This window comes from Bradyrhizobium sp. 195, assembly GCF_023101665.1.
In the GTDB taxonomy this organism is placed as follows: domain Bacteria; phylum Pseudomonadota; class Alphaproteobacteria; order Rhizobiales; family Xanthobacteraceae; genus Bradyrhizobium.
Window position 1 is genome coordinate 5,159,817 of the sequence record NZ_CP082161.1, and the last position, 13,212, is coordinate 5,173,028.

Sequence of the window (13,212 nt, forward strand, 5' to 3'; positions counted from 1 at the left end):
TCTAGCCCAGATCAAGCCTTGACCAGCGGACCCTTGGAGGTCGGCCCCTTGGAGCCGCCGGGGCCGCCCGGCTTGGACTTGCCCGGCGGACGCTTGCGGGCGCCCGGCAGCTTCTCCTGCTTCGGGGTAACCGGCCCCTCGACGAATTCGAAGCCGATCTTGTCCTTGGTCTCGTCGGCCTCGTCTTTGACCAGAACGACGCGGACATGGCCGCCGCCCTTGAGCTTGCCGAACAGCACTTCGTCAGCCAGCGGCTTCTTGATGTGCTCCTGGATCACGCGGGCCATGGGACGCGCGCCCATCTGCTCGTCGTAGCCATGCTGGACCAGCCAGGCCTTGGCCGGCTCGGACAGCTCGATGGTGACGTCGCGATCGCCGAGTTGCGCCTCGAGCTGCAGCACGAACTTCTCCACGACCGTGCCGATCACCTCGACGCTGAGATGGCCGAACGAGACGACGGCATCGAGCCGGTTGCGGAATTCGGGCGCGAACTGCCGGTTGATCGCCTCGTGGTCGTCGCCTTCACGCTTGGAGCGCGTGAAGCCGAACGCCTGCTTGGCGAGATCGGATGCACCCGCGTTCGTGGTCATGATCAGGATCACGTTGCGGAAATTGACCTGCTTGCCGTTGTGGTCGGTGAGCCGGCCGTGATCCATGATCTGGAGCAGCACGTTGTAGAGATCGGGATGCGCCTTCTCGATCTCGTCGAGCAGCACCACGCAATGCGGATGCTGGTCGACGCCGTCGGTCAGCAGGCCGCCCTGGTCGAAGCCGACATAGCCGGGAGGCGCGCCGATCAGGCGCGACACGGTGTGGCGCTCCATGTATTCTGACATGTCGAAGCGCAGCAGCTCGACGCCGAGCGACGCCGCGAGCTGTTTTGCGACCTCGGTCTTGCCGACGCCGGTCGGACCCGAGAACAAGTAGCTGCCGATCGGCTTCTCCGGCTCGCGCAGGCCGGCACGCGCCAGCTTGATCGAGGCGGCGAGCGACTCGATCGCCTTGTCCTGACCGAACACGGTGCGCTTCAGGGTCTGCTCGAGGTGCTTGAGCACCTCGGCGTCGTTCTTCGACACGCTCTTCGGCGGGATCCGCGCCATCGAGGCGATCGTGGTCTCGATCTCCTTGATGCCGATCGTCTTCTTGCGCTTGTTCTCGGCGACGAGCATCTGCGCCGCGCCGGACTCGTCGATCACATCGATCGCCTTGTCCGGCAGCTTGCGGTCGTGGATGTAGCGCGAGGACAGCTGCACCGCAGCCTCGATCGCCTCATTGGTGTATTTCAGCCGGTGGTAATCCTCGAAATACGGCTTGAGACCCTTGAGGATCGCGATCGCGTCCTCGACCGTCGGCTCGTTGATGTCGATCTTCTGGAAGCGCCGCACCAGCGCACGGTCCTTCTCGAAGTGCTGGCGGTATTCCTTGTAGGTGGTCGAGCCCATGCAACGGATGGTGCCCGAGGCGAGCGCCGGCTTGAGCAGGTTCGAGGCATCCATCGCCCCGCCCGACGTCGCGCCCGCACCGATCACGGTGTGGATTTCGTCGATGAACAGGATGGCGTTGGGATGCGCTTCGAGCTCCTTCAGCACCTGCTTCAGGCGCTCTTCGAAGTCGCCGCGATAGCGCGTGCCCGCGAGCAGCGTGCCCATGTCGAGCGAGAACACCGTGGCGGCCGCCAGAACCTCCGGCACTTCGCTGTCGACGATGCGCTTGGCGAGGCCCTCGGCGATCGCGGTCTTGCCGACGCCGGCTTCGCCGACGAACAACGGGTTGTTCTTCTGCCGGCGGCACAGCACCTGGATCGCACGGTTGATTTCGGAATTGCGTCCGATCACCGGATCGATCTTGCCGTCGCGCGCCTTCTTGTTGAGGTTGACGCAATAGGTCTCGAGCGCCTCGCCCTTCTTCTTGGCGTCCTCGTTGCCCTTGGCCTCGGTCTCCTCGTCGACGCCGCGCACCGGCCGCGCCTCAGAGACGCCCGGCCGCTTGGCGATGCCATGGCTGATGTAGTTGACCGCGTCATAGCGCGTCATGTCCTGCTCCTGCAGGAAATACGCGGCGTGGCTCTCGCGCTCGGCGAAGATAGCGATCAGCACGTTGGCACCGGTCACCTCTTCACGACCGGAGGATTGCACGTGGATCACCGCGCGCTGGATCACGCGCTGGAAGCCGGCGGTCGGCTTGGCATCGTCGGCGCCATCCGTCACCAGGTTCTCGAATTCGGTCTCGAGGTAATTAACCAGGCTCGTGCGGAGCTTGTCGAGATCGACGCTACAGGCGCGCATGACGGCGGCTGCATCGGAGTCGTCGATCAAGGAGAGCAAGAGATGCTCGAGCGTCGCGTATTGGTGATGACGCTCGTTTGCGATCGCCAGTGCACGATGCAGGGATTGTTCAAGGCTTTGGGAAAAAGTCGGCATTCGCGTCCTCTATGGCCCCCACCATCATGATCGCCATCGCCCGGTCAGGCAACAACAACCTTTGTCACATATAGTTATACAAGATCGCGGCGAAAGACCGGTTCCGCGACTCGGGCGGCGACACACCGCGACATTTTCGATGCAAAACCCGTTCCGATTTGGGCAGAACTACCCAATCGGGCAGGTTGACGCTGGCGCCGATGCCCGCCGGATCATGCAGCAGCTCGTGCTGACATCACACACCACGCGAACAGAACCACTCTAAAGAACCCGGACGCGCGATTACTTCTTTTCCATCACGCATTGCAGCGGGTGCTGGTGCTTGCGGGCGAAATCCATCACCTGCGTCACCTTGGTCTCGGCGATCTCGTAGGTGAACACGCCGCACTCCCCGATGCCATGATGATGGACGTGCAGCATGATCTTGGTCGCGGCCTCGATGTCCTTGTTGAAGAACTTCTCCAGCACGTGGACGACGAATTCCATCGGCGTGTAATCGTCGTTCAGGATCAGCACCCGGTAGAGGTTCGGCCGTTTGGTCTTGGGCTTGACCTTGGTGATGACCGAAGTGTTCGGACCCGAGGGGTTACCCGAACGGTTCTCGTCATTGCTCAAGCGAGGAGCGTAGGCAGCGGCTGGCGCGGACAGGTCGAGTCTTGAAGTCAATTGCGGCATGGCTCAGGCGTTCAAATTTCCCCATGGAAGCGAATGGCGGTCACCGCGCGACCCCGCCCGTCGGAGCCTGGCGCAGGCGCGCCGCCTTGTTGGATCGCCGCTCCCGACAAATCCGGTCCAAGCCGGATCGTTCGCCAGCAATATGGGCCTGCCCCCGGCTCGCCGCAAGCGCGCAAAAATCCGGCCAATGCGGTTGCGGCAGTCCCGATTCCCATCCGGGCGATCCAGCAAAGGTTAATCAACCCGGACCGATTTGACAAAAATTTCCCCGGCGCCAGTTAGAACATTTTGACCAGGAACCCGGTCATTTAACACGATTGCGACGTTTCGCCCGGGCTTCCCCGGACTTCTACGGTGCAATTTACCAAGCATTCAATGGCCGTGGCGCGAAATCGGGCAAAACCACGGATTTCGGGGATCGTCATGTTTCGCTCGCCGCTTGTCAGCCTGATCGGTCGACGGCTCACCTGCTTCGCGGCAGCCGAGCAAGGCAATATCGCCATGATCTTCGCCATCGCGCTGGTCCCGGTCCTGAGCTTGGTCGGTGCCGCGGTGGACTATAGCCGCGCTGTTCAGGCCCGCACTTCCATGCAGGCGGCCCTCGACTCCGCCGCCCTGATGCTCTCCAAGGATCTGTCGTCCGGCACCATCACCACGTCGCAGATCAGCACGAAGGCGCAAGCCTATTTCAACGCGCTGTTTACCGGCACCGCCACCCTGCCATCGGTCAGCGTCGCCGCCACCTATACCGCGAGCACCAGCATGGGCTCCACGATCCAGCTCACCGGAACTGGCACCTACACGACCAGCTTCATGAAGATCGCCGGCTTCCCGACGCTCGGCATCGGCACCACGTCCACCAGCGCTTGGGGCAACGTCCGCATGCGCGTGGCCCTGGTGCTCGACAACACCGGCTCCATGGCCCAGGACGGCAAGATGCCGGCGATGCAGACGGCCGCGAAGAACCTCGTCGACCAGCTCAGCGCGCTCGCGAAGGCCGATGGCGACGTCTACATCTCGATCGTTCCGTTCGCCAAGGACGTCAACGTCGACGCCAGCAACTACAACAAGGACTGGATCGATTTCAGCGAATGGGATGCCGCCAATGGCAGCTGGACCTGCAGCGCAGGCAACAACTGGAACTGCAACAATTGGAAGTGGACGCCGGCAAATCACAACACCTGGACCGGCTGCATGGTCGATCGCGACCAGGACTACGACACCAAGAACACCACGCCGACGAACGGCAATGTGGGGACGCTCTTCCCGGCCGAGCAATATTCCTACTGCAACTCCGGCAGCTCGTCCTATCTGCAACCGATCATGCCGCTGAGCTACGATTGGAGCGCGCTCAAGAGCCGCATCGATGCCATGAAGCCGACCGGCAACACCAACCAGGGCATCGGCCTCGCCTGGGGCTGGATGACGTTGTCGACCGGCAATCCCATGAACGCGCCAGCCAAGGATGCGAACTACACCTACAAGGACGCGATCGTTCTGCTCTCCGACGGTCTGAACACGCAGAACCGCTGGTACAGCAATGCTTCGCAGATCGACACGCGACAGAAAAAGCTGTGCGACAACGCCAAGGCCGAGAACATCACCATTTACTCGGTGCAGGTGAACACCGGCAGCGATCCGACCTCGACCGTGCTGCAATATTGCGCCAGCAGCACCGACAAATTCTATCTGGTCACATCGGCCAGCCAGACCGTCTCCGTGTTCAAGGACATCGGCACCTCGCTGTCGAAGCTGCGCGTGGCGCGCTGACGGATCGACCGCGCGCAAACAAAAAGCCCGGCTGGTTCAGCCGGGCTTTTCGATTCCAGGATGTCCTGAAAACGTTACTGGGCGGCCGGGGTGAACTTCGACACGATGGTCTCGACCGGCTTGAACGCCTGCTTGGCGAGGTCGCTGTAGAGGCCGGCGATCTTCTGCGATTCCGCAACGAAGGTCTCGTAGGAGGAACGGGCGAAGTCGGTCTGCGCTTCCATGGCCTTGTCCAGCGACTTCACGCCGGAAAGCTTCTCGACGAAGGACTTGGTGTCTTCGAACGACTTCTTCGTATAGTCGCCATAGGCGCTGGCGATCGCCTGGAGGCCGTGCTGCACCGAGGTCGCGGAGGCGACGTACTGCTCGAAGTGCTCTTTCCCGTAGTTCTGAAAGTCTTCAACCTTGAACATTTCGGAATCCTTTTCCCTGGCTCTCGTCGGGAAGCCCCGGCTCCCTGACTCTGCCCACAATTAGTGCAACGCACAAAAAAGTCAAGAATCTTTGTGCGACGCACAAAATTGAATGCAAATCGCGGAGATTCCCGGGGTTTCCCGCAATAGTTCCTTAAGCTTTTGGAAACCCAGGCCCCCTACCCTGATTCCCTGGACGTGTTCACTTCCGCAAGCGGTCAGAAGCCGTTCAAGAACATCACCTTAGCCAGAATAGCGGCTCAGGCCGAACGTCCCCCGCGGCGAACACCAGCGGAGGGACAGCCTGAGCAGGTAATGATCCCGGGTCCTTGGGCACAATTTCGCCTCACGAGCCGGTGATCAAGTCAGAAACGGGGACGGGGTTCCATGCTTCGTAAAAACTTGTCTTCCTCGCGCTTGGCGCGGGTTGGCGTTTTCGGGCTTCTTACGGTCACCACCGCGGTCATCTTCACCACCGATGCCGCCGAGGCGCGGCGCCATCGCCGCCACTACGCGCACCACCGGGTGCAGCGCGATGTGTCCGAGAGCTCCAGCCCGAAATTCGCGTCCATCATCGTCGACGGCAATTCCGGCGCGGTGCTGCAGGCAACGAGTCCCGACGGGATCCGCCATCCCGCCTCGCTGACCAAGATCATGACGCTCTACCTGCTGTTCGAGCGCCTTGAGTCCGGGAAAATGAAACTCGACACCGAGATGCCGGTGTCCAAGCATGCCGCCGATCAGGATCCGACCAAGCTGAACCTGCGTGCCGGCCAGACCATCCGTGTCGAGGATGCCATCAAGGGTCTCGTCACCCGCTCCGCCAACGACGCCGCTGTGGTCATCGCGGAAGCAATCGCCGGCGACGAGGACGATTTCGCCCAGATGATGACGCGCAAGGCCCGCGCGCTCGGCATGTCCAAGACGGTGTACCGCAACGCCAACGGCCTTCCCAACGACGAGCAGGTCACGACCGCACGCGACCAGGCCACGCTCGGGCGCGCCATCCAGGAGCGCTTCCCGCGCTACTATCGTTATTTCGCGACCTCCACGTTCAATTGGCGTGGACAGTCGATCCGCAATCACAATCACCTGCTCGGCAGCGTCGAGGGCGTGGACGGCATCAAGACCGGCTATACCCGCGCCTCCGGCTTCAACCTCGTCAGCTCGATGCGGCGCGGCAACCGCCACCTGATCGGCGTCGTGCTCGGCGGCCGCAGCGGCGGCTCGCGCGATGCCATCATGCGCAACCTGCTCGCCGAGAATCTCGATAAGGGCGCGACCACCCACACCGTTGTCGCGGTCACCGAGCGCAACGGCGCTGATGCCAATGTCGAGGTCGCCGACGCATCGGATACTCCGGCACGGCCCGCGGCGCAGGTTCAGGCTGCAGCCGCTCCTGCTCCCGAGGCCGCCCCGTCGCGTCTGGCGGCGCGTCTGTCGACGCTGGCGGCTGCGACGGCCGCGGTGCCGCCGGCCCAGCCCAAACCCGAGGTTCGGCCGACGGAATCCAGGATCGAGCCCGCGCCGCTCACCAATGGCGTGATCTCGAGCCAGCCGCTCTCCATCATCCCCGGCTCGTCCGAGCCGATGAAGCCGGTTCGGGTCAAGACGGTTCAGGTCAAGGCCGGCGCCGTGAAGGTCGCCTCCGCCGCCCCCACCCAGGTCGCCCCGCCGGTCACCAACGCCATTTCGCCCCGTTCCGACGTCGCGGAAACCTCCGGCGCCGTCGTCGCCCGGGCCGATCTCATCAACAAGCCCGAGATCGTCAGCCAACCGGAGGCGCCGAAGGCCGAGATCGCCCGTACCGACATGCCCCGGCAGCCGGCGGGCTTCGGCACCGGGAACGGCATCCTCGGGGTGCTGCCGGCCGCAAACGCCGCCGCGCCCGCCCCGGCCGCGCCGAAGCTCGCCTCCGCCGATCCGATGCCGGTCCAGATGAGCGCCACCACCAAGCCGGCCGTCACCCATAGCGGCTGGATCGTCCAGGTCGGCGCGCTCGAGAGCGAGAATGAAGCGCAGCACCGCATCGACGCCGCGCGCAGCTCGGCCCGCGGCCTGCTCAGCAAGGCCGATCCGTTCACCGAAGTCGTCGCAAAGGACAATCGCAAGCTCTACCGCGCCCGCTTCGCCGGCCTCGAGCGCGACCAGGCCGAAGCCGTCTGTCGCACCCTGAAGCGCGCCGAGATCTCCTGCATCACCGTCCGCAACTGATCTCTTTGCCGATTTGAGACGAAATGCCCGCGCTAAGCGCGGGCATTTTCGTTTTTGGGACGCGATGACGCGGGCGCTGTTCGTGACAAGGCTGTTCCACGACAACCTCTCGTCAAGAATTTAGGGTTAAAACTTTGCTCAAGGGATCGACCACGCCGAAATGGCGGGCATCGGGGCGACGGCAAACGGAGCAAGCGGAGCTCACACGGTACGGGCGTTTGTGGCGTTGTGCCGGAGTTAGCCGTTATGCGTACGAAGCAGAGTATCCTTGGCCTCGTTTACACGGGCAGCGAGATAGTTCGAGCCCCCCTGGTCGGGATGGAGTTTCTTCATCAGGGACTTGTGCGCCCGGCTGATGTCGTCGCGCCCCGCCCCCGGCTGCAGGCCAAGGATCTGATAGGCCTCCTCCGCCGTCATTTTGCTGCTCGCCGCCGTGCGGCGCTGCCCCCCTGCCGCGTCGCCCTGCGCGTTCTGACGCCAAGCGGGAAACCGGCGGTCCAGATAGCTTTCAAGTAGGGCTACGCTCTCCGCGTCGAACGTCGGGACCATCGCCAAAAGTCCCGCGAGATCGAACTCGCCGAGATCGCGCCCGGCGTGAGGCCCGGCGACGATCTGCCCGCCAAGCTGGCCGGTGTCGTGGTCGAGCCGCATGTGCAGGAATTGCGAGCGCACGCGTGAGGCCTGGCCTGACGCGGGCGCAGCACCGCCGCCGAACAGCCCACCGACATTGCCGAAGCCGGCGTTTGCCAGCGGCTTCCAACCCAGCAGCCCGGCACCGAAAATCCCCAGCGGGATCGCCACCGCCAGCTCGCCCCGCAAGCCCGTGAATGCTGCGACCGCCAGCGCCACCGCGCCGCCGCCGAACCTGATGGCGCGCGCCAGCGACGCCGGGTTGGCGGCGTGGAACATCTGGAGCAGCAGGTAAAGCGTGATAACAGCGACAGCGCCGGCGATGAGGGTCATATCAGGAATATAGTCGCCCTCGCGGCAAAATGCATGGCATACGCCCCGCCGCGAGCGGCGACGACCTGAGCGCTACTTCATCTGACCGATCAGCTTGGCCGCGCCGCTCGCGGTCTTTGCCAATTTCAACAATGCCTCGCGACCGCCGGCGGCATAGGCCGCGGCTGCCCGCAGCAACTCGCGCAGCTGCGCCGCCGCGCCCGGATCAAACCGGCACCAGGCGCCGCCGGTCAGGCGCGCGATCTCGCGAAAGGCCTGCTCGGCGACCGCGTCATGACCTTCCTGAAACACGAACACCGGCACCTTGAGCATGCCGAGCTCGCCGGCCTTGACGCAGAGCTCGTCGACATTCTCCTCCATGGCATCGCCGACGAAGACGACGGCGCGCACGCCCGATGCGACCGCTTCGCGCCGCGCCTCACTCAGCACCTTGCCGATCTGAGTGTCGCCGCCGCGGCAATCGATCTTGCTCATCAACGCCGCAAGCCTGGTGCTATCGGAGATCCATCCCGTGGCGCGGCACTCGTTCAGACCGCGATAGTAGACGAGCCGGATATCGAGACTGCCGAGTGCCGCGGTCTCGCGAAACATGTCGGCCTGAAGCGCGCAAGCCATGTCCCAGGTGGGCTGCCGGCTCATCGTGGCATCCAATGCGAAGATCAGCCGCCCCTTCGCGCCCGGCGCATGAGGTGACAGCGCCCGCGCCTTGGCGACGAAAGCGGCAATGTCCTCCGCGGTCGACGTTCCGGCCTGCGGCACCGCGCCGCCTCCTTGTGCCGAGACGGCATCGCCGCCGCGCGGCTTGATGGGTTCGCCCGACATCGCTTGACCCTGCGTAAGCAGCTAATGTGGTCAGCGCAGGCAGCCCGGTCAATGTGCAAAGCCTCCGCGGGCGGAGGCCGGCGGAGGCTTTGGAAATCAGTACAATCGGGGGTGAGAGGGTCGGCTCTCGAAGTTAGCTCTTGGCAGGCGCCATCAGCGCGACCGGGCCGGGCTCGAGGATGTTGGGCGGCGACGATTGCGTGTCGACCGGCGCGATCTCGCTGTCGGTCGCGCTCAGGAATTTGTCGAGCATGCTCTGGATTGAGTTCTTTGCGACATCCGGACCGGTGTCACGCATGTCGTTGTGCTGAAACTCGGTCTTCACGACCTGGATGCCCGCCTTCTCGCATTCCTCGTCGGTCGGGAGCACGCCCGCATCGGCCTTGAACTGCGGGTCCTGCGAACGGAACGACAGGATCTTGAACTTGCCCGCGGTGACGAAGGGCACGCGCAGATTGTCGAGCGTGACGACCTTCTTGACCTCATCCGGATACTGCTTGGCGAAATACATCGTGATGTCGCCGCCCATGGAGTGGCCGACCATCGTCACCCTGGCGTAATCGGCGTTGGGCTGAACCTTCTTCATCTCCTGCATGGCGAGATGAATGTTGGCGACGCCGCGCAGGATCTGCGGCAGCCGGCCAACATAGAGCTCACCCGGCTTGGTGACCATCGGAGGATCGGTCGGCAAGTCGTGCTGCGGGCTCACGACCATGTAGCCGCGCGCAGCGAAGATGTTGGCGAGGAAGCCGTATTCGGTGTTCTTGACGGTATTGCCGTGATTGATCACTGCGACCGGCAGCGTGATCATGCCGGCATTGGCCTGCATTTCCTTGTCGCGTCGCACCGCGATTTGGACGGGCACTGGACGGTTGTCGCGGGAGGCGTCGTAGAAAGTGATGGTCTCGTGCTTGATCGCCCACTTGCTCGCCGTGAAATAGGCGATGCCGCAGAGGGCACTGACGGAAACCAAAACGGCAATTCCACGCTTCATTTTCGTCCTCAGCCTCAGGCTCTTGCGGCCTGAATCCCTGTTGAAAATCGTGTTCTTCCGGGGCTCTTCGTCCCCTGGTCGCCTAATCGCTAATATATGTCACAGGCGCGTGACAGGAAGGCCAAATATTGTGAACCGGCAGCTCTTTCGTTGTGCGGCGCACACGTTTTGTGGGCACTCCGCTATTCCTAAGTTACGTAGGGTGCAGCTCACCATCGGACGCAACCAGTGGCAATCGGGTTCAATTTCACAGTAAATGCGGGATGAAAACGGCCGAACGCGACCAGGGTTCCCCCGGGAACCAGGCATTCTGATCGATCGAAAGTAGCGATATACCGCTCAGGCGCCCAGGATGTCGTGAACTTCGAGCGGCTTGTCGATCTGATTGAACCACTCGGCCCGGTTAGCCGCGCGACGGCGCCCGCGCTCATCGAGCGGCAGCTTGAGCTGGCGGAGCAGACTCGTCACCTCTTCCCGAGCGGTGAGATGGCCGAGATTGGGCCGCATGCCGAGCGTGGCCTCGTCGATCTCGTCGAGGGCGGTCAAGCCGCGCGGGAAAAATTCGCGATAGACCACGCGTTCGGCGAAGCCGTCGACGTAGCGGAAGCCGAGCCGCAGCGACAGATCCTTCAACCCCTCGGCGACGAGCTGCTTGTTGCGGGAGCCGAGCATCGACAGGCGGTTGCGCACGACGATCCAGTCGGTGGTCGAACCGTCGAGCTGGCGGCGCTTGCGCCTCACGTCGCGCACCATCTCGGCATAGTGGCTCTCGCCCGTCACCGCGTAGTTCGCGGGATCGACGGTACCGAGCACGTCGAAATCGAGGAAGCTGTCGTTGATCGGCGTGACCAGCGTGTCCGCCATCGAGTGCGCAAGGCGCATGAGGTAGCTGTCGGTGCCCGGCGTATCGATGACGATGAAGTCGAAGCTGCTCTCGACTGCCGAGACAGCCTCCATGAACTGCAGGAACTCGGAGTTCTCGTTCTCGGCGATCTGCATGGTCTCGCCGAGCTTGATGCAGCGATGCACCGGCAGCTCGAGGTCGAGCTTGGTGCGGCGCGCCCAGGCGGCACGATTGCCGATGTAGTGGGTAAAACTCTGCTGACGGCAGTCGAGGTCGATGGTGGCGACCCGCTGTCCGGCCTTCAGGAGCGCAACCGCGATGTGCAGGGCGGTGGTCGACTTGCCGGAGCCGCCCTTCTCGTTGCCGAGCACGACAACGTGCGCCGAGCCGGATTGGCCTTGGCTAGCCTGCACAAGCATGGCGACCCTCAACACCCCTGATGAATAATCTTCGAGTTGGCCGCGTCTGCGGTCAAGTGAAATGCGTGACAGGTTATGCAAATCGTATCGCGCCGTTCTTCATCATGAATAGCGGCACTCATCTTCGTCTGTGATACAGCCCACGATGTCGGGACGTCGTGCGCCAGCTTGCGGAGGATGCTGTGCCGCATCCGGGTGCATGGCGTCCATGATCGCTGCTTGTTAAGGTTAGCCGCCCCGGGCGCCAGATCGTGCCGCGCCGATTCCCAAACCCTGTCGAGTCCCGATGTCACCAAGCCCCCTGATCGCCCGCACGGTCCCCGCCTTGCGCCGCGCCGTCGACAATCTTCGCAAGCGAAAGGCCACGATCGCGCTGGTCCCGACCATGGGAGCTCTCCATGACGGCCATGTGTCCCTCGTCCGCCTCGCCAAGCGGCGCGCCAGCCGCGTCGTGGTCTCGATCTTCGTCAACCCGACCCAGTTCGCACCGACCGAGGATTTCGGCGCCTATCCGCGCACCTGGAAGGCCGACATCGCCAAGCTCGCGGCCGAGGATGTCGACGTCGTCTGGCATCCGGAGGTCAAGGCGATGTATCCCGACGGCTTTGTCACCCGCATCGTGCCGGAGGGGCCGGCGCTCGCCGGGCTCGAGGACCGCTTCCGCCCGCATTTTTTCGGCGGCGTCGCAACCGTCGTCGGCAAGCTGTTCACGCAGTGCCGGCCGGACTTTGCGATCTTCGGCGAAAAGGATTTTCAGCAGTTGCGGGTGGTGACGCAGATGGCGCGCGACCTCGACCTCGGCGTCAAGGTGATCGGCTCGCGCACCGTGCGCGAGCGCGACGGGCTCGCGATGTCCTCGCGCAACGTCTATCTGTCGCCCGAGGAGCGGCAGACCGCCACCGCCCTCTACCGTGCCATGAAAGCGAGCGGGCGGCGGATCAAGGCCGGCGAAGCCGTCGCGCCCGCGATGGCGGGCGGCGCCGAGATGATCAAGGCGGCTGGCTTTGCGCTCGATTATTTCGAGGTCCGCCATGCCGAGACGCTGGCGCCGGTCACCTCGCGCAAGGACGGCCCCTTGCGGATCCTGGTCGCGGCCAAGCTCGGCAACACCCGCCTGATCGACAATATCGCTGTCTGAACCGCGATGATATCATCGCGCTTCAGCTTATTGTTTGAACATGATCTTTTCGGAAAACCGCTGCGCACTTTTCCGGATCATGCTTAGAGCAGCCCGAGATCGCGCAATTCGCGCCGCATCGGCTCCGGCATCGCCGCGATCGAGCCGGCGGCGGACTTGCCGAGATCGGGCGGCACGGCATCCTCAGTGAGATAGCGCCAGCCCTGGAACGGGCGCATCGGACGCGGCGACACCGAGATCACCTTCGGCTGCATCACGATGCGGCAGCGCCCGATGCCGTCCTTGTCGCGGAACGGCTCGATGCCGATGATCTTCTCCCGCGCGGCGATCTCGCCCTTGATCACCCAATAGAGCGACCCGCCCGCGAGGATCTCGGTGTCGCGCTTGGGCACCATGCGCGTGATGTGGATGTGATGTTGCGGCAGACCCTTCTTCTTGGCGGTCTGCATCCGTTCGGCGATCCACTCCTTCAATTCCTTGACGGAGTCGCAGCCGACGGCGAGCTTGATCAGATGTAGCGGCATGCCCAAGCATTAGCCG

At 63.6% G+C, this 13,212-nt stretch carries 11 protein-coding genes; 3 read left to right on the forward strand and 8 right to left on the reverse strand.

The features are described from left to right. Positions 1 to 11: 11 nt before the first annotated feature. Together clpA and clpS are read right to left on the reverse strand one after the other, a co-directional pair. On the reverse strand, positions 12 to 2,420 hold the full coding sequence (gene clpA, locus IVB26_RS23975) for an ATP-dependent Clp protease ATP-binding subunit ClpA (protein ID WP_247967680.1): 2,409 nt from the start codon (positions 2,418 to 2,420) through the stop codon (positions 12 to 14). Between the two features lie 282 nt (positions 2,421 to 2,702). Beyond that, positions 2,703 to 3,035, reverse strand: a complete 333-nt coding sequence (gene clpS, locus IVB26_RS23980; protein ID WP_026202494.1) for an ATP-dependent Clp protease adapter ClpS — start codon at positions 3,033 to 3,035, stop codon at positions 2,703 to 2,705. Between the two features lie 483 nt (positions 3,036 to 3,518). Here clpS and IVB26_RS23985 point away from each other — a divergent pair, with 483 nt between their 5' ends. Next, positions 3,519 to 4,865 carry a vWA domain-containing protein gene (locus tag IVB26_RS23985; RefSeq protein WP_247967681.1) on the forward strand — a complete coding sequence of 449 codons (1,347 nt, stop codon included), beginning with the start codon at positions 3,519 to 3,521 and terminating at the stop codon, positions 4,863 to 4,865. Positions 4,866 to 4,939: 74 nt separating this feature from the next. Here the strand turns inward: IVB26_RS23985 and IVB26_RS23990 are convergent, their stop codons facing one another. Beyond that, the gene (locus tag IVB26_RS23990) at positions 4,940 to 5,278 is read right to left on the reverse strand and encodes a phasin family protein (RefSeq protein WP_028143975.1); all 339 of its coding nucleotides are present in this window, start codon (positions 5,276 to 5,278) and stop codon (positions 4,940 to 4,942) included. Positions 5,279 to 5,665: 387 nt separating this feature from the next. Between IVB26_RS23990 and IVB26_RS23995 the strand changes: the two genes are divergently transcribed. Then, complete coding sequence (locus IVB26_RS23995) at positions 5,666 to 7,492, forward strand: D-alanyl-D-alanine carboxypeptidase (protein WP_247967682.1); 1,827 nt, start codon at positions 5,666 to 5,668, stop codon at positions 7,490 to 7,492. Between the two features lie 237 nt (positions 7,493 to 7,729). On the opposite strand, the gene IVB26_RS24000 is transcribed toward IVB26_RS23995, so the two are convergent. The 4 genes from IVB26_RS24000 to IVB26_RS24015 all read right to left on the reverse strand — a co-directional run bounded on the left by IVB26_RS24000 (position 7,730) and on the right by IVB26_RS24015 (position 11,534). After that, positions 7,730 to 8,455 carry a DnaJ domain-containing protein gene (locus IVB26_RS24000; RefSeq protein ID WP_247967683.1) on the reverse strand — a complete coding sequence of 242 codons (726 nt, stop codon included), beginning with the start codon at positions 8,453 to 8,455 and terminating at the stop codon, positions 7,730 to 7,732. Positions 8,456 to 8,527: 72 nt separating this feature from the next. Beyond that, on the reverse strand, positions 8,528 to 9,277 hold the full coding sequence (locus IVB26_RS24005) for a vWA domain-containing protein (RefSeq protein ID WP_247967684.1): 750 nt from the start codon (positions 9,275 to 9,277) through the stop codon (positions 8,528 to 8,530). A gap of 133 nt (positions 9,278 to 9,410) precedes the next feature. After that, on the reverse strand, positions 9,411 to 10,271 hold the full coding sequence (locus IVB26_RS24010) for an alpha/beta fold hydrolase (RefSeq protein ID WP_247967685.1): 861 nt from the start codon (positions 10,269 to 10,271) through the stop codon (positions 9,411 to 9,413). Positions 10,272 to 10,610: 339 nt separating this feature from the next. After that, positions 10,611 to 11,534, reverse strand: a complete 924-nt coding sequence (locus IVB26_RS24015) for a division plane positioning ATPase MipZ (RefSeq protein ID WP_247967686.1) — start codon at positions 11,532 to 11,534, stop codon at positions 10,611 to 10,613. A 286-nt stretch (positions 11,535 to 11,820) separates the two neighbouring features. On the opposite strand from IVB26_RS24015, the gene panC reads away from it, so the two are divergent. Continuing rightward, positions 11,821 to 12,672, forward strand: a complete 852-nt coding sequence (gene panC, locus IVB26_RS24020; protein ID WP_247967687.1) for a pantoate--beta-alanine ligase — start codon at positions 11,821 to 11,823, stop codon at positions 12,670 to 12,672. 83 nt (positions 12,673 to 12,755) lie between these two features. Here the strand turns inward: panC and IVB26_RS24025 are convergent, their stop codons facing one another. Then, positions 12,756 to 13,196 carry a DUF1489 family protein gene (locus IVB26_RS24025; protein WP_247967688.1) on the reverse strand — a complete coding sequence of 147 codons (441 nt, stop codon included), beginning with the start codon at positions 13,194 to 13,196 and terminating at the stop codon, positions 12,756 to 12,758. Positions 13,197 to 13,212 lie beyond the last annotated feature (16 nt).